Origin of the sequence: Psychrobacter sp. P11F6, from assembly GCF_001435295.1 — a bacterium.
In the GTDB taxonomy this organism is placed as follows: domain Bacteria; phylum Pseudomonadota; class Gammaproteobacteria; order Pseudomonadales; family Moraxellaceae; genus Psychrobacter.
Map to the genome: position 1 here is coordinate 2,799,000 of NZ_CM003594.1, position 18,632 is coordinate 2,817,631.

Annotated in this window: 13 protein-coding genes; 8 read left to right on the forward strand and 5 right to left on the reverse strand. The window is 43.9% G+C overall.

All coding sequences use genetic code 11. The annotated features are described in order from the left end of the window. Positions 1–291: 291 nt before the first annotated feature. From htpG to ispH, 5 genes are all read right to left on the reverse strand, one after another. Positions 292–2,295, reverse strand: a complete 2,004-nt coding sequence (gene htpG / locus AK822_RS11550; RefSeq protein WP_060491747.1) for a molecular chaperone HtpG — start codon at positions 2,293–2,295, stop codon at positions 292–294. A 275-nt stretch (positions 2,296–2,570) separates the two neighbouring features. Then, positions 2,571–4,091 (reverse strand): catalase, encoded by a 1,521-nt coding sequence (locus AK822_RS11555; RefSeq protein ID WP_205628087.1) that lies wholly within the window; start codon positions 4,089–4,091, stop codon positions 2,571–2,573. 412 nt (positions 4,092–4,503) lie between these two features. Beyond that, positions 4,504–5,322, reverse strand: coding sequence for a thioesterase family protein (locus tag AK822_RS11560; RefSeq protein WP_060491749.1), 819 nt, complete (start codon positions 5,320–5,322; stop codon positions 4,504–4,506). Between the two features lie 14 nt (positions 5,323–5,336). Continuing rightward, entirely contained in the window at positions 5,337–5,582 is a 246-nt protein-coding gene (locus AK822_RS11565) for a hypothetical protein (protein WP_055124696.1), read from the reverse strand. 52 nt (positions 5,583–5,634) lie between these two features. Then, a complete protein-coding gene (gene ispH / locus AK822_RS11570) occupies positions 5,635–6,591 on the reverse strand; it encodes a 4-hydroxy-3-methylbut-2-enyl diphosphate reductase (protein ID WP_045444223.1) in 957 nt (318 codons plus the stop codon). A gap of 482 nt (positions 6,592–7,073) precedes the next feature. On the opposite strand from ispH, the gene gmk reads away from it, so the two are divergent. The 8 genes from gmk (at position 7,074) to AK822_RS11610 (ending at position 18,570) form a co-directional block, all read left to right on the forward strand. Then, positions 7,074–7,700: a guanylate kinase gene (gene gmk / locus AK822_RS11575; protein WP_055124697.1), complete on the forward strand. Its 627-nt coding sequence runs from the start codon at positions 7,074–7,076 to the stop codon at positions 7,698–7,700. A 197-nt stretch (positions 7,701–7,897) separates the two neighbouring features. Continuing rightward, positions 7,898–8,158, forward strand: a complete 261-nt coding sequence (rpoZ, locus tag AK822_RS11580; RefSeq protein ID WP_045444217.1) for a DNA-directed RNA polymerase subunit omega — start codon at positions 7,898–7,900, stop codon at positions 8,156–8,158. Between the two features lie 412 nt (positions 8,159–8,570). Beyond that, entirely contained in the window at positions 8,571–10,769 is a 2,199-nt protein-coding gene (locus AK822_RS11585) for a RelA/SpoT family protein (RefSeq protein WP_060491750.1), read from the forward strand. Between the two features lie 250 nt (positions 10,770–11,019). Beyond that, positions 11,020–11,400, forward strand: coding sequence for a RidA family protein (locus tag AK822_RS11590; RefSeq protein ID WP_055124699.1), 381 nt, complete (start codon positions 11,020–11,022; stop codon positions 11,398–11,400). Positions 11,401–11,633: 233 nt separating this feature from the next. After that, on the forward strand, positions 11,634–13,919 hold the full coding sequence (locus tag AK822_RS11595) for a primosomal protein N' (protein ID WP_060491751.1): 2,286 nt from the start codon (positions 11,634–11,636) through the stop codon (positions 13,917–13,919). A 218-nt stretch (positions 13,920–14,137) separates the two neighbouring features. After that, the gene (locus AK822_RS11600; protein ID WP_087945646.1) at positions 14,138–15,328 is read left to right on the forward strand and encodes a cation diffusion facilitator family transporter; all 1,191 of its coding nucleotides are present in this window, start codon (positions 14,138–14,140) and stop codon (positions 15,326–15,328) included. A gap of 575 nt (positions 15,329–15,903) precedes the next feature. Next, positions 15,904–16,608, forward strand: a complete 705-nt coding sequence (locus tag AK822_RS11605; protein ID WP_060491752.1) for a hypothetical protein — start codon at positions 15,904–15,906, stop codon at positions 16,606–16,608. A gap of 75 nt (positions 16,609–16,683) precedes the next feature. Beyond that, positions 16,684–18,570 carry a monovalent cation:proton antiporter-2 (CPA2) family protein gene (locus AK822_RS11610; RefSeq protein ID WP_055124702.1) on the forward strand — a complete coding sequence of 629 codons (1,887 nt, stop codon included), beginning with the start codon at positions 16,684–16,686 and terminating at the stop codon, positions 18,568–18,570. The last annotated feature ends 62 nt before the right edge of the window (positions 18,571–18,632 follow it).

An 18,632-nucleotide genomic window follows, 5' to 3' on the forward strand; every position in this document is an offset into this window, starting at 1 on the left:
TGTGGCAGCTACCTACGAAATGTCATTAATTCACATTTTTTATATAGCATATGGACATCAAGATTACATGCAATTCACAATGAGATGATTTTAAGAGACGAATAGCAAAGACTAAAAATATGACTAAACAGTTTAGCTCGCTAATATAACGCGATTGTAACGGATTGTCGGTCAAGAGGATAAGGCTGATTTGTAAAATTCGCTTAAATTTGGCTAAGAACATATAAAAAAGGAGATCTTGAATCCAAGACCTCCTTTTTTCTCAATAATGACTGTATCAAAGACTCACTACTATCTCATCAAAAGCTCATTCACACGTTTTAGATAAGCGGCTGGATCATCTAACTGACCGCCATCTGCTAACAACGCTTGGTCAAAAATTACTTGCGCCAATTTATCAAAATCGACGTCAGATTGCTCGCTAGTCTCTAACTTTTTAATCAATGGATGATCAGGGTTGACCTCTAACGTCGGCTTACTCTCTGGCACATCTTGACCCATTTGCTTCAGCATCTGAATCATTTGTGGTGATAGCTCACCTTCCCCAACGACTAGGCAGGCAGGACTATCAACCAAACGCGTCGATACTTTAACGTCTTTGGCACGTTCGCCTAACGCTGCTTTAAGTTTATCAACGACTGGCTTCATGGTTTCTTGCGCTTTTTCAGCTTCCGCTTTTTCGGCTTCGTCTTGCAAGTCGCCCAAATCAACGGCACCTTTGGCGATGTTTTGTAGCGGTGTCTCATCAAATGAGGTCAAGAAGTTCATCGCCCACTCATCAACACGGCTAGTCATCAAGATAACTTCGATGCCTTTCTTTTTGAACAGCTCAAGTTGTGGGCTATTTTTAGCAGCCGCTAGATTGTCAGCTGTTAGATAATAAATGGCTTTTTGACTCTCTTTCATACGCGCTTTATAGTCTTCAAAGCTGGTCGTCACACTATCCTGAGTACTGGTCGCATAGCGGAGCAATTTGGCAATACGTTCTTGATTGCCCATGTCTTCGCCAACGCCTTCTTTGATGACATCACCAAATTCAGCGTAGAACTGCGCGAATTTTTCTTGCTTATCACTGTCTTCACTGTTGGCTAGACTGGCTAGCAAAGTCAAAATACGACGCGCGTTACCATCACGGATTGATTTTACATCACGCGACTCTTGTAATAGCTCTCGGCTGACGTTCAATGGCAAGTCTGCTGAATCAATCACCCCTTTCACGAAACGCAGGTACATTGGCAATAATTGCTCAGCTTCATCCATAATAAAGACGCGCTTCACGTATAGCTTTAGACCATGCTGCTGCTCACGAGTGTACAAATCGACAGGGGCTTTTTTCGGAATATACAATAACTGCGTATACTGAACGCGACCTTCGACACGGTTATGCGTCCATGCTAGTGGCGCATCCATGTCATAGGTGATATTTCTATAAAAATCGATATACTCTTCATCTTCAATCTCAGATGCCGTACGTGTCCATAGCGCGCTGGCTTTATTGATAGTTTCCCATTCATCGGTCAATACCATCTCGCCACTAGCAGGTGCGTCGTCGTTCTCATCTTCTTTGACATCTTCTTGCCAAACTTCTTTACGCATCTGAATCGGCAAGCTGATATGGTCTGAGTATTTATTGACCAAGCGCTTAATTTTGCCACGGTCTAAATAGCTGTCTTCACCCTCACTATATTGCTCTTTTAAATGCAAAGTAATGGCGGTGCCACGAGTTTCTTTCGTGATAGGCTCAACGGTAAAGCTACCGGTACCATCAGATACCCAGCGTACACCTTTATCCGCAGGTTCGCCCGCTTTGCGTGATTCGACGCTAATCGTGTCAGCAACGATAAAACCTGAATAGAAGCCAACCCCAAACTGTCCGATTAATTGACCATCTTGCTTTTGTGATTCAGACAGCTTGTCTAAAAATGCTTTGGTACCGGACTTGGCAATCGTACCCAAGTTTTCGATGGCATCAGCTTCGTTCATGCCGATACCATTATCGGTAAAGGTGATGGTTTTGGAATCTTCATCGACAGCAATGCGAATTTTTAGCTCGCCATCGTCTTCATAAAGACTGTCATCATTGGTCGCTTCAAAGCGCAATTTATCACAGGCATCAGAGGCGTTTGAAACCAGCTCACGCACAAAGATATCAGAATTAGAATAAAGCGAATGGGTCACTAGATGTAGCAGTTGCGCTACTTCCGCCTCAAAGGTATGTTTTTTTAATTCAGGGCTGCTTTTATTAACATTGATGCTATCAACTTTTTGGTTGTCAACTGGGGTCTGTTCACTCATAAAAAACTCCTTTAATTTATGTCAAAAACGTATCATAAAATAGCAATCATTTGACTGTCTCTACTCAGCTACAAATTAAGCAGTTCAATTTCGAATATCGCTAAAATTTCGAATATCGCTAAGCTGTTTATACTAATAGGGGCGCAGCAGAAAATTTCAAGCTAAAAAGCACAATTCAACAAAAACACCGCCCTAGTTTCCTAAGGCGGTGTCGTTATATCGATAATAGGTTTAGCAAATAGATTTAGTAATACGTTTTTAGATAGATCTATCGATTATAAGCAGCTAGGCAAATGCAGCGCTGGATCTGACTCACGAGCATTCATCGCATCTTCAACCGTTAAGCCTAGTGCTTTGGCAACACCTGCGCCATAAGCGGCATCACACCAGTTACAGTTGCGAATGTGGCGATATTGAATAAAGTCCGGCACACCAGCCATATTATTCGCTGTGTTTTCAAATAGCACTTGTTGTTGCTCAGCACTCATCAAATTAAACAATGCGCGAGGTTGGCTAAAATAATCGCTATCATCTTCACGGAAATCATAATGCGCCGCATAGCCGTCAATTTTTAATGGTGGCTCAGCATAATCAGGCTGCTCTTGCCACTGGCTAAAGCTGTTTGGCTCATAATGCGGGCGACTGCCATAGTTATCATCGACACGGCCTTGACCATCACGATGATTGCTCATCACAGGGCAACGCGGCTTATTTACCGGAATCTGTTGGTGATTGACACCGACACGATAACGCTGAGCATCAGCATAGTTAACCAAGCGGTTTTGTAGCATTTTATCTGGTGAAACGCTGATACCCGGTACCAAATTACTTGGGGCAAATGCAGCTTGTTCCACATCGACAAAGTAGTTGTCAGAGTTTTTATTTAATTCAAACTCACCCACTTCAATCAGTGGATAATCACCTTTTGGCCATACTTTGGTCAAGTCAAACGGATGATAAGGAACGGTATCCGCCTCAGCTTCTGGCATGATTTGCACATACATTTTCCATTTTGGGAAATCGCCATTTTCGATGGCATCGTACAAGTCTTTTTGATGACTCTCACGATCAGAACCAACCACCTCTGCCGCTTCTGCATCGGTCAAGTTCTTAATGCCTTGTTGCGTGCGGAAATGGAATTTTACCCAAAAACGTTCTTTGGCTTCGTTCCAAAAACTATACGTGTGCGAGCCAAAACCATGCATATTTCTGTACGAGGCTGGCAGACCGCGATCACTCATAACGATAGTAACTTGATGTAAGGCTTCAGGTAATAAAGTCCAAAAGTCCCAGTTGTTGGTCGCCGAACGCATATTGGTACGTGGATCACGTTTGACCGCTTTGTTTAAATCTGGGAATTTGCGCGGATCACGTAAGAAGAACACAGGTGTATTATTTCCCACCATGTCCCAGTTACCTTCTTCGGTGTAGAATTTCAAAGCAAAGCCGCGAATGTCGCGCTCGGCATCAGCCGCGCCGCGCTCACCTGCGACGGTACTAAAGCGCGCAAACATTTCAGTCTGTTTACCCACTTCGTTAAAGATATCCGCACGGGTATAATTAGTGATGTCATTGGTCACGGTAAAAGTACCAAATGCGCCAGAACCTTTGGCGTGCATACGGCGCTCTGGAATCACTTCACGGACGAAATTTCCTAACTTTTCATTGAGCCAAACATCTTGCGCCAATAATGGGCCGCGTTTGCCAGCGGTCATGCTGTTTTGATTGTCTGCCACTGGTGCGCCATTGCCCATGGTCAATTGGGTCGGTGCGTAAGGGCATTTTTTATCGCTCATATCGTTGTTTATGTCGTTGCTCATAGTCATACTCCTGTGAATAGCAAATGGATTAAAGTACAAAACCTATTCTGAATACGCTTCTATTAATAGTTCCAGAATAGTTGTCAGCTTGTTCGAAAAACGGTTTGTTTTTTTCATAGTAATGTCTAATGACAGTCATGTTCTGTGGTTAGATACTATTACAACCCATTACCATTGATTTGTATAATTAATTAATTACATGCTTTCGTTTTGTTTTTCAGAACCACTTAACTTGTTTTCTACTCATCCAAATACTTTATTCCTTAGGATGGTTGTTATTAACAACGATAAATATTAACAGTGCAAGCACTCTCTATCAGCCTTGCTATCACTTTTTTAAAGCGAATTGACCATATCAAATAGAGCTTAATTAAATACCACAGAGCAATTAACGCGGCATCGGACGAATGGTCAATATTTGCTCACTACGACCAAAAGGGCCATTGATGTCATGCAACACGGCGCTCGTTAAGCCAATGCCGTCATTGCCATACTGCTGCACCGCTTCGATGCCAAGCCAGCGACCTTGGGGCGCGCGATGCATATGAATTTGCAAATCCGTATTGGGAAACATCCATTCTAATTCTGACAAGCCAAGCCCAAGCCGAGGCACAACGCCATTGGCCGTATCGACCATGCCCAATAGATGCACCAAATCATTAGTCGGCTTGCCCTCGATCATCTCCACATCATTAGTAATCCAGACCATACCGCGTCCTGGGCGACGCTGCGTATCATCAGCGACCAAGCGCACACTTTCAATAAACCCGCCCGGCCAGCCTTTCATGTCTTCCCAAATGGGCAACTCTTCGGGCTTATGTACCGCTTTTTGGTCTTCAATGCCTGCAATCTCGGTGGTATCTTGGGTCATTAGACGCCATGCCCGCGCAATAATCGCATCACGACCGCGACTGCTCATGACTGCTTCAATCAGCTCAATGGTCTTGCCCGGACGAATACAACGCGTGGTAATGGTAAAGTCATCCAGTGGAATCAATCCTAAGATATCTAGACTGATACGAGCGATACGCATGTTTTCTTGCGGCGCATAACTGTTTAGCTCAGCCGTGAGCAATCCTGTCGCTGGCGCCATATGCTGTTCATGCTCATTCCAAGCGCCTTGGGCATGCTTGGTGGGCTGATAATGTGCGACGTTGACGCCGTCTTCTCGCTGTTCGCGTTTGATAAAGTTATAATAAGCTGACATGACTGTCCTATGGTTTATTTGATAAGCTCTTGTTGTTTTAATTTAAGAACCTGTCGACTCTTAATGACAAAAAATAATGCAACGACCATCGCGGCAATTAATACGCCATAAAAAACATTCTTTTCTCGCATAAAATGCAGAATATTACTGCCTAACACGAATCCCACCACCACGATGACAAACAGATTCACTTTCAATTGTTTGTTAACCTCACCGAGAGTGGCTTCTGCCAATACAAATCCTTTTTTTTGCTTTTTCATTTTGCATTACCTACTATACGTTACCTATTAGATGTCTTGTACAAAGCCTTATCTATTTACCCACTTGGGTAACTGGGATACGCAAGGCTTTAGGCAGACTGAAAGTGACATTTTCTTCGATGCCTGATAGCTCACTCGGTAAATCACCACCCCAATCTTGCAGTTGCTGTAGCACTTCTTGAATCAGTACTTCGGGTGCTGATGCGCCAGCGGTGACGCCGATACTCTGCACACCATCCAACCAGCTTTTATCCATCTCACTGGCATTGTCGATTAAATACGCACGGCAATTCATCCGCTCAGCCAGCTCACGCAGACGATTAGAGTTTGATGAATTGGGCGAGCCGACCACCAAGACCACCTCACAGCGACTAGCTAAGTCTTTTACCGCATCTTGGCGATTTTGCGTGGCATAACAGATATCGTCTTTGCGCGGACCTTGAATACTAGGGAATTTTTCACGCAGTGCATCGATAACGCGTGCGGTGTCATCCATAGATAAGGTCGTTTGGGTAACAAATGCCAAACGTTCGGCATTTTGTACACTCAATGCTGCCACATCGGCTTCGTTTTCAACCAAATGAATGTGACCGCCGTGGCGACGGTTAAAGCGCCCCATCGTGCCTTCCACTTCGGGATGTCCAGCGTGCCCAATCAATACCGCATCCATACCCTCTTGCGCAAATTTAGCGACTTCGATATGTACCTTAGTGACCAGCGGACAAGTGGCATCAAATACGGTCAAATCGCGGCGTTCAGCCTCATCTTCGACAGCTTTTGATACACCATGAGCAGAAAAAATAACGATAGAGCCATCTGGCACTTCATGAAGTTCTTCCACAAAGACCGCACCGCGATTGGCCAAATCAGAGACGACAAATTTATTATGTACCACCTCGTGACGGACATAAATGGGCGGTTCAAAACGTGTCAATGCTTCGTTCACAATCGCAATCGCGCGATCCACACCAGCACAAAATCCACGTGGATTGGCAAGATAAATTTGCATAAGAGGGCCTATCATTAGATAATTTATTATTAAAGCTTAAATACACGACATTATTGTCAAAAGCTTTAACTCAAAAATTGGGATGAATTCATTACGCTACTTTAGCATAATTTACTTTTATTGCCTTTGAAAATAGCACGGTACTAGAGGCTGTTTTAACTAGAAGCACACACATATTCATACGTTCAAAGTATTTATCCATAGTGGCAGCGTTAACTGCACTTAATGCACTAAAAATGTGATTTATAATAAGTTGCCCTATGCCATCTTTAGATCGCTTCGATGATAACGACTGGTCAAAGGCGGCTTTAATTAAAATAAAAGCCACAAAAGCAGTTTATAATAGTGCATCGATGACAATGTCTATCGCCATACATGATGGCGATTTTTCTTTTTACCAGTTTTGAATTGTTTACTAAAACAGCTTTCGCTCTTTTACTCGCACAGATTTGACTAGCACACACTCCATTAGGACACATTGTATGACAGGTTCATTATTTATTATTACCGCCGCCTCAGGTACGGGCAAAACCTCACTGGTAAAGCAGCTACTTGCCACGACTAATGACTTAACCGTCAGCGTATCACACACCACGCGCACGCCGCGTCCCGGCGAGATTGATGGTCACCATTATCATTTTACCGATGTCGAAAAATTTGTAACTGCCATCGGTGAAAACAAGTTTTTAGAACATGCTGAGGTCTTTGGTAATTACTATGGCACCTCGGAGCAAAGCGTGCGGACGCAGTTAGAAGCAGGCGTCGATGTTATTTTAGAGATTGATTGGCAGGGCGCACTACAAGTCAAAAAAATCTTTACTGACGCCATTATGATTTTTATTTTACCGCCAAGTATTGCCACTTTACGTCAGCGCTTATCGACGCGTGGGCAAGATACTATGGAGGTAATAGAGCAACGTCTGGCTGGCGCAGTGACTGAGATGGCGCAATATGTCCATTTTGATTTCGTGATTATTAATGACAATTTTGAGGTCGCTTTAACTGAGCTAAAAGCCATTATCGTGGCGGACAGGCAGACGCTTAAGCGTCAACAGCAGCGGTATCATCGCACCATCAGCAATTTACTTAGTAATAAAGTAGAAGAGTAAAGCAAGAACGAAATACTACTGTCAACTCAGTCGATGAGCGCTTATTAATAGATACGTTAATAGACACGCAAAAAGCAACTACGCGGCTGGGCAAAAAATGCTATAATGTCTCGCTATCCCCCTTTATATTTTGATATTATTTTTATTGAGTAGCGGGCAAGCTCCGTGACTAATAAAAACAACCGAGGTAGCTACATATGGCACGAGTGACGATTGAAGATTGTTTGGATAATGTTGATAATCGCTTTGAACTGATTTTAGTGGCAAGCAAACGTGCACGTCAATTGGCTAAAGGTATCGCAGAACCATTGGTTGATGTGGATAATGACAAGCCTACGGTATTGGCATTGCGTGAAATCGCTGCTGGTAAAATCACTCGCGATATCCTAAATCAGCCAGAGCACAACTTTGCCACCAGTTCATTAGATTTGGCACTGTCAGGCGATCATGGTTTTTAAGACACTGTATTATTAAGATACAGCATTGAAGATTTGTCGTATGAAGCCTATAAAGCTAACCACTGCCTTATAAGACAAATCCACACAGTGATGACATATTGACGAGAGACCACAGCATAGGCTGTGGTTTTTTGGTTGTAATGGCTGATTGCTGCGATATTGCTTTGACTGTTTTAGTCACCATTTATACCTGAAAACCTACCATTGAGTTAGAATTGCTAAATTTTTATAGCACCTGTTCGCTTAGCAGTTGACATTGAATGCGATTTACGATTAATTAGAGGATGGTCTACCTATTTTTATCTTTTTTCTCGATATTTTTTATATTTATAGTATTCCAGCATTTATTCAGTCACCATTTACCCGATAGACAGTCAGGCAAACAGGTAATGGAAAATAGGATCGTTACTTTATGAGTCAAACCTTACCCAAACTCAGCCATCATTTAGTCGATGAGGCTCAATATAATTTACTGCGCTCAGTAGGTTACCTCACTGCTGCTGAACGCCGTGATATTATTGATGCCTGTGAGTTCGGTGATATTGCGCACATCAAAGATAAGCGTAAATCAGGAGAGCCTTATATCACCCACCCGATTGCGGTGGCCGAGATACTGGCAGGTTTTCGTTTGGATCGGGATACGATTATTGCAGCGATTTTGCATGATACGGTCGAAGACACCGAGGTGAGCGATGAGCAGATTGAGCAGCGCTATGGAAAAATAGTGGCGAGACTGGTCGATGGTGTGACTAAGCTAAAATCATCCTCACACAATAAACAGCAAAACAAAGCAGCTACCTTTCATAAAATTTTGACAGCCACCCTTGCTGACCCACGCGTATTGATTATTAAGCTTGCTGACCGCTTACATAATATGTCGACACTGGATGCAGTACGCCCCGAAAAACAACGCACTACAGCACAAGAAACGTTGGACTTTTATGTGCCGTTTGCGCGGCTAATGGGTCTTAATGATATTGCCGATTATATCGAGGTGCTCTGTTATCGTAATCTTGATTCTGATATGTACAACAAACTGTCTGACAAGCTACTACAGCACGGGCTTGGGCGTAACTTTCAAAGAGAGGCCATCCATCGCTATTTAAGTATTGTCCTCAATAATTTGGGGTTGAATGGTCTGGTCAAAGTTTTAGACAATCGCGTGGTCATCTACCGTCAGTTTTTCCGCAATCGCGGTGAAATCAATGCTCTACTCCGTCATTATGCCTTTGAGATTGTCCTCGATAATGTCGAAGCCTGTGACAAGCTGGCCTATTACTTAATTAAAAAATACCAGATTGATGACTCTCATATCGCTGATAATATTCGTCGTCCGCTACCGGGTGGCAATCAGTCGCTCACGCTTATCTATGAGCGCGATAACGATGTCGTCAAAGTGACGATTTTGACCAAGCAAATGCAAAGCGCAGCGCGGCTTGGTGTTATCGGTGCAGAGCATGCCTCAGACGTTAGCCAATCGGTTATCCAAGCCTCATTACGCAATATGAAAGATTTGGTCGATGAAGACAGCTTAGATGAAAATAGCCCAGACTTTTCAGCGGCAGTCTCTACCATTAATGAGCTGATGGATTACCTACACTCCAGTAAAATCATCTGCTACAGTCCAAAGGGTCGCGCTTATGAGCTACCACAAGGCGCAACCGCACTAGACTTTGCTTACGCTGTCGGACCGATGGTCGGCAATGTAGCCGTTGGCGCCAATATCGATGGTAAAAAAGCCAAACTTGGCACAGTCGTTAAGAATGGGCAGCTGGTTGAAATAGAAGTCAATAGCCACTCAGAACCAAAAGCAGAATGGCTAGGATTTGTCGTGACCAATAAAGCACGTGAAGAGATTTTGCGTTGGTTTAAAGACTTGTCTCCTGCTGATAAGCAACACCATGGTCAACAAGCCTTAGATCGGGCGCTAAAAACCTATCAAAAAAGTCTCGATGACTTAACCGATAGTGATTGGAAAAACCTCACTGAATGGCGTGGCTTGACCGAAAAATCCGAACTATTTGAGCAAATAAGCTCTGGTACGTTACTACCACAGCTGGTGGTAACTCGCTTGTTTAGCGATGAAGTCAATGATTTACAAGCACAAGAACACAGCGATGATATGACCCAACCACAGCAGCTGATAGTCAATGCGTCTGGGGTTGAGCTTGATTTTGCCAATTGTTGTCATCCTATTTATGGTGATCCTATCGTCGGTCACTTGTCCCGTCACGGTCTGGTTGTTCATCGACACAAGTGCTTTTCACTTGACGATATTCGTAAAGACAATCCTTATCAGGTTATACAACTGCGCTGGCGTAATGACAAGGCCGTAAAACAAGGTGACGCTGGCGATCATGATATAAAAAATACCGGAAAAATTCGCTTTCCAGCCTATTTAAAACTATCTATTGCCCTCAGCGACGAACAAATTACTGAAGTAATCTATCATTTACGCCAATTAAATATAGGGGTAGAAAAAGTAGATGTGCGTAGCAGTGACACCATCATCCATATCATCGTTCGTAGTCGCAATCATCTAGCTCAAGGCATTCGCGAGCTACGCTCCTTGCTAGGTTTCCCAAACATCATCAGGCTGTATCAGCTGTAGTGCTGGTAATAAGGTATAGTGCGCATGGTGTAGTGCGCGTGATACATTGCCACCAACACTCACTCAATAGAACATTGAATAATGGATTTAGAAAATTTTAGAAAGACCTGAAACAATGATAAACTGTGTTTTTTGATTTTTAGCAAATAAACGTAGAGCGTGTCATCATTTTTATGGTGAAAAACGAGATGTAAATGATGAATAATGCGCCCTTACCTACCAAACCAGAAAAAGATAAAAAGGATATAATATGACTCGTCAAACCATTCAAACTGATAAAGCCCCTGCTGCCGTTGGTACTTATTCACAAGCCGTCAAAGTCGGTAACACCGTCTATATTTCAGGACAATTGGGTTTTGACCCTGATACCATGGAATTAAAAGAAGGTTTTAAAGCACAGGCTGAGCAAGTGTTTGAAAACATCAAAGCCATCTGTGAAGCGGCTGGTGGCAGCTTAAATGACGTGGTTAAATTCAACGTGTCATTGACTGATTTGAGTGATTTTGCGGCACTAAACGACGTGTTTGTTGCCAATTTGAGCGAGCCATATCCTGCCCGTGCAGCCGTCCAAGTAGCGGCGTTACCTAAAGGCGGTGTGGTCGAGATTGAGTCAATTTTATATATTGAGTAACTTAAGCCATATCATCATGTAAATAGTAAGGCTTAATACATAGACGCACTTAATTCTCAAGTCATTACGCCAAAAAAGCCACTGCTAAAAAGTAAGGCCAAAGTAAGCCCAAATATCAATATTTGGGCCTATTGCTATTATTCTTATCAATATTACAATCTAGATATCTAAAAGCTGGTTATCTAAAAACTGTTTATCCAAAAACCATTTACCTGAAACTGGGAACGCATTCTATGTTGGTACAAGTTGCTCTACCCGTGCCCCTTTATCGGGTATTTGACTATAGCATACCAGCAGATATAAACACCTTATCAAGCCCTTCTTTACCCCCTATTGGCTGCCGTGTGGAAGTATCCTTTGGTCGTCAGACTTTAATCGGTATCGTCATCGCTCATATTCCAGAAGCAAATAGCAGCGTGCCACTTAATAAGCTAAAACCTATCAATAAATGCTTGGATGCTGAGCCTATTTTAGAGACCAGCATGCTAAATCTGGCACATTGGCTGGCGCGTTATTATCACTACCCGCTTGGTGACGTTTTAGCAGTCATGCTGCCAACTCTCGTTCGTCAAGGTAAGCCGCTGGATTTACTGATTACCCATTGGCGAATTTTGCCACATGTAAGCGACAATGACTTTCGTGCCAATGCCAAAAAACAAAAACAACAATTCGATATGCTTAAGCTGCATGGTGAGCGTGGCGCGAGTGAAGATGTTTTATTGCTAGAAGGCATGGAAAGGAGTTTTTTAAAGGCGCTCGAAGACAAAGGTTTAATCGAGCGCTATATTCAGACCAAACAATCACCTGCGCCTGTTAAATTAGCAAAAATGCCCCTTGATCTCAATGACGAGCAAAAACTCGCCGTTACCGCCATTATTGCGGCTCATGAAGCCAATCGCTACACGGGGTTTTTATTAAATGGCATCACTGGTAGTGGCAAGACAGAAGTCTATCTGCAAGCGATGCAAGCCGTATTGGAAGCTGGCAAACAGGTATTGATTTTGGTACCTGAGATTGGATTGACGCCGCAGACGCGCGCGCGTTTTGCCAGTCGCTTTGCCGCTCATATTGTCCTGCTACATTCTGGCATAAATAATACCCATCGCCTGCACGGCTGGCAAGACTGCCGTACCGGTCATGCCCAAATCATTATCGGCACGCGCTCAGCGGTGCTATATCCTTTTGCAGATTTGGGCTTAATTGTCGTGGATGAAGCGCATGATGGCTCTTATAAGCAGCAAGATACCTTGCGCTATCATGCCGCCGACGTGGCACTTTATCGCGGACTACAAGCCAATATCCCTGTCGTACTGGGTACGGCGACGCCATCTCTTGAGCATCTAAAACTGGTCAATGACGGTAAGCTGGTGGAGTGCCAACTGCAAACTCGTCCCGGTAATGCGAAGCTTGCAACCATGCAGCTGATTGATGCGCGCCTGCAAAGTACTCATCAGCAAACGACGGACGACGGCGCGCGCTATGATACTGGGCTGACCGATGCGCTAATTGGGGCAATACGGCAAACGCTAGAAGCGGGCGATCAAGTATTAATATTTTTAAACCGTCGCGGCTATGCGCCAGTTTTGCTATGCGAAGCTTGCGGTTGGCAAGCAGATTGTCCGCGCTGCGACGCGCATCTAACCGTTCATTACAATAGCCAGTCCCAACACAACGCTTATAGTAGATCCTATTTAAAATGCCATCACTGTGATTGGCAAGCCTATATTCCAACAGTTTGCCCTGATTGTGGCAGTCAAAATTTGGATGCCAAAGGGATGGGCACGACGAGGCTTAGCGAAAACCTGCATGCGATTTTTGCCAATCCGCAAACCAGTAAAGAGCTTTACCCCATTATCCAAATCGATCGCGATACCACCAGACGTAAAGACAGCTGGGAGAATATCTATCAGCGTATCAATCAAGGCAATCCTGCCATCTTGGTTGGCACGCAGATGGTCGCCAAAGGTCATCATTTCCCTAATGTTACGCTTGTCTGCTTACCAAACGCCGATCGTGGTTTCTTGTCCGCCGACTTTCGCTCGCCGGAACATACTGCGCAATTGATGATTCAGGTCGCAGGACGTGCCGGTCGCGGTGATAAATCTGGTCGTGTACTCATTCAAACGCTGCAACCAGACAATGAATTATTATTGAAACTGGTCAAAGATGGTTATTTGTCTTTTGCTCGCGAGCTATTGCAAGAGCGTAAAATGATGCGTTTACCACCGCACAGTCATGCTGCCCTGATACGCTGTGAAGGCAAAACCCTTGCTGCCACGACCCAAGCCCTTAAAGATGCCATTGCCATTCTGCCAAATGGGCATAATCTCGCCGTACTAGGACCTATCGATGCACCAATGAGTAAAAAGAATAGCCGTTACCACGTCCAACTACTACTTTTAGGCAAAAATCGACAGCAATTACACCATGTATTACAGCACTGGTGGCAGCCCGTATTGACCTTGCCAATTGCCAAGTATCTTAAACTCACTTTGGATATCGACCCTATTGGTTGGTAGCCGCCAACGCCTAACCATCACTCTTTAAGCCCAATTACTCTTCTATAGCTCGCCGTCAATAAAGAACGTTGTTCAAAATAGGAAATTCATCGTTTACTGCCTAAATACAGCAAGCATTTATTAAATATGCTAAATTCTTTATATCTGGCTAGTCCGCGAACAGCAAGCCTAGCCTTATAAGCAATCAAATTTCCTCTTCTGTCACTCTGAGTGTTGTTATGAGTCAAAATAAATCAAACGCTGAACAAGGCAACCATTCTCATCAGAATGATACTGTTAATGTGGCTAACCATCTGCATAAAGATGATGAGAGCAACTACACTCATGACAATCAAGCCACTCACGATCACGATGAACACTTAGAGCAAACAACAGCCCCAAGAGACACCAAGGGCTATCAGCGCACCTTGCTGCTTAGCTTTATCATTATCACAGGCTATATGTTTATTGAAGCCATCGGTGGCTGGCTGACTGGCAGTTTGGCGCTATTATCTGATGCAGGTCACATGCTCAGTGATGCAATCGCACTTGGCGCCACTCTGATGGCATTTAAAATTGGTGAAAAAGCAGCCACTCATCAAAAGACGTTTGGTTATAAACGCTTTGAGATTTTAGTCGCAACAGTCAATGGTGCGACGCTGGTCATTATTGCGCTAATGATTTTTTATGAGGCGATTAAGCGCTTTAATTCACCGCCTGAAATTGCTACCCAAGGCATGCTTATCGTTGCTACTATCGGTATGTTGGTCAATATTTTGGTTGCGTGGCTGATGCATCGAGGCAGTCGCGGTGGAGATGCGCATGGTCACAGTCATACTGGTAGTCACAAAGACAGTCATGAAGACACTCAAGGAAAAAATGCGGGTAAAAAACCAGTTAACCTTAATATGCAAAGTGCTTACCTGCATGTATTGAGTGACTTAATGGGTTCGGTTGCCGCTATTGTTGCCGCGCTTTTGATGATGAGCTTCGGCTGGGTTTGGGCGGATGCAGCAGCCTCGGTGATTGTCGCGATACTGATATTATTTAGTGGTTATCGCGTCGTGCGTGATTCGGTCCATATTTTGATGGAAGGCACGCCAGAAGGCATATCCTTAGTGGATGTCGAAGATAAATTACTTGCCCATCCGCAAGTACGACAAGTCCATGACCTGCATGTTTGGAGTATTACTAGTGGTCTCAACGCCTTATCTTGCCATGTGGTCGTCGATGGCGAGATCAGTATTTATGAGTCTAGTATCTTGATTGCCAGTTTAGAACAAAGCTTGCTTGAGCTCGGTATCCATCATGCGACCATTCAGGTAGAAAGCGCATCACATCCGCAGACTGAGGCACATAGCGATGCGCTGGTCTGCGATATCTCAGAACAACAAACAGAGGGTAATAATCATATTGGTCACAATCATTAAGCATGAGACATTGAAAATCAGACTTTGAAAATCAGACATTAAACATTGAAAAGACCGTTCTTCATTCAAATATCAATTTAAACGTCGCCTATGATTGGCGACGTTTTATCAAGTGGTGGCAATCATAACGTCATATGCACCACATTAGCCAAAGCGCTGTTATTAACCAAATACCTAACCCCAACGATAAGAATATGATTCAAATCCAAAAATCTCATGCACCAGTAATGATATGCATCAAATAAGCGGGTGCCATATATGACGCAATTAGCAACCAAAGTCCAAATAACCGCGTCAGTCCTGCCCCGAAAACCCTTAAAATTATTTTGCTAAAAGTCTTCAATAATCCGCGCAACTTACTATCAGTTGGCTAATCATCGTGCATGAATTTAACTTCTTATGCGCCAACATAAATAGGCTTTATTTTAAATAAGATTATATCACGCCGATTTTTAGCATTGTAATGGCACGTTAAAAATGATGGGAAATTTAGCCTCACCGCCATATTTTTCATATAAATTCTGTATACTTAAAGCTGAAACACCCAATTTACCACTAATGGATGATTTTCTGCCATGTCGAGACGCTCAGCTCCTTTTGTTGCTCCAAGCCACATTGATGACCCTATCTCAGCAGAGGGTAAAAAGCATGCCAAAGCATTGTTATCGACGCTGCAAGAAGACATTGCTAGCTTTCGAGATGAGCAGTTTCCGCCTGATATTTTGCGTCAAGTTCGTGACATGCCAATTTATGAAGGCAATATCGCCGAAGTTCAAGCATATCAGCAGCGTTGGCATAATCTGCTTGAGCGCGCCATGGCGTTTTATCCTGCGGCCAATCTACCGCCCGATCATCTGCCGCTACCAGCCAGCCTTGAGATACCGCAATTTATCTATCATGTTCAAAGACTACATTTGACCAAGACTCGTGCAAAAGAATCAAAAAGCTTCGGTTCGGTCGGTGCGCTTACTGATAAGTGCGGTGACTATAGTGCTGATGAAATTGCGCGTATGAGTGCCGTATTTGATAATGATGATGAGGCGAGTTTGGTGGCGCATCGTGAATTTATTGATTTGCGCGCCTATGTATTTTGCCGTGATAGCAAGGGCGAGATGCTGGAGCCTGAACGCGTGCGTTTTTATCGAACGGGGCTTATCGTCCATGCGCTGCCCGATTTCAAAATCGTAGACAGTCGCCAGACCCCGCGTAAGCGCCGTAACGATGCTTATAACAATCCACTTGCCGATAATGGTGTGTGGAAGATTTATCGTAAAAAATAACGTATGCTAAGATTTTTTATTTTTGCCATGCCCATATTGTAACGCTTATTTTATCATGATTGCTAAGGATTCCAGATGTTCGCTGCCGCCACCGGCTCACCAAATTTAATGTTACAAGCTACAATCTTCTTAGGAGCAGCCCTGCTCTTTGTACCCCTTGGTAAACGTTTTGGCATTGCGACGGTCTTAGGTTATCTCATTACAGGATTGATATTGGGGCCAAGTGGTCTAGACGTCGCAGGCGATGCTGAGAGCTTGTTGCACTTCTCTGAGTTTGGCGTGGTCATGCTACTGTTCATTATCGGGCTTGAGCTGCAACCCTCAAGATTATGGGCACTGCGGCGTTCGATATTTGTCCTCGGTGGTTTGCAAGTCGGTCTGACTGGCACATTATTAATGGGGCTGTTACATCAAATTTTTGGCTTACAGCTCGATACTGCTTTTATCGTCGGTTTTGGCCTTGCCTTGTCATCCACAGCTTTTGTATTACAAATACTGACGGAAAAACAGCAGCTTTCTAGCACCCACGGTCGTGAAGCGTTCACGATTTTATTATTCCAAGATATTGCGGTCATTCCATTGTTAGCTGTTATTCCTTTCCTATCAGGGGTGCGCGAACAAAGTTATGATTTGATTTATTTTGGCAAAGTTTTTGCGGTTTTTGCTGGACTGATTTTTGCTAGTCGTTATGTCGTTCGTCCCTTCTTTAAGTTTGTAGCGTCTAGTGGTGCATCAGAATTACTGACCGCCGTTGCGCTATTTATCGTGATGGGTGTATCGATTTTGATGGGCCAAATTGGTTTATCGATGGCATTGGGTGCTTTTTTGACAGGGGTACTGCTCGCAGATTCTGAGTATCGCCATGAGCTGGAAGCCAGTATTGAGCCGTTTAAAGGATTGCTACTTGGCTTGTTTTTTATGTCGGTCGGTATGCTGACTGATGTCAAACTCATTTTGGCAAAACCTATCTTTATCATCGGCTGTGCAATGGCATTGATGGCTATCAAATTTGGTGTCATTACCGCCATTGCAAAGATATCAGGCAATCGCTGGCCAACCAGTATCAGACTGGGTGTGACACTCGCTCAAGGTGGTGAATTTGCTTTTGTTTTATTCAGTGTTGCTACTGCTCAAAATGTGTTGCGACCTGAGCTTGCCAACACCCTGAACCTTATCGTCACTATCTCCATGGCACTCACACCGTTGGCATTTTTGTTACTTGAGAAAATCGGTGAGCCGTTATTTGCCAAAAGCAAACCCAGCCGCGAATACGATGCCATCCCCGATCATGAACATCAAGTCATTATTGCTGGCTTTGGGCGCGTCGGTCAGATTATCGGTCGTGTACTACGCATGCACAACATCGAATTTACCGCCATTGAACGCTCAGCGAATCGTGTCGATTTCGTTCGTAAATTTGGTAACCAAGTCTATTACGGCGACCCAAAAAACCCTGAGATATTGCGCGCGGCTGGTATTAAAAAAGCCCGTGTGTTTATTTTAGCCATCGATGATTTAGAGCGCTCTATCACCACGGCTCAATACTTACGTAAAAACTATCCAGACTTGATTGTCTTGGCACGGGCACGTGACCGTCAGCATTATTATCGGTTGCGTGAGGTCGGTGTGCGTCATATTTGGCGTGAGACTTACCTATCGTCCTTGGATATGTCGCGTGAATCGCTACAACTGCTTGGCATCTCACCAGAAAAAGCGCGCGAGACGGTGCAAACTTTCCGCGATTACGACGATGACTTGATTGAACGTCAGCAAGCGATCTATGATGATGAAGCCAGCATGATTGAATCCGCACAATCAGCGATGGCAGAGCTAGAAAGCTTGTTTGATGAAGACATTGATAAAGCCCGAAAAATGGACTTAACGGATTTCTATGACGCGTTGAAAAGTAAAGCAACACCCGTTGATAAAAAGGACGACGTTGCAACTGACTCTAACACCTAAATATTTATATATTTTAAAGCGTATTTGATGATTCACAAATAGGCACTGTCAGTGTCATCGTT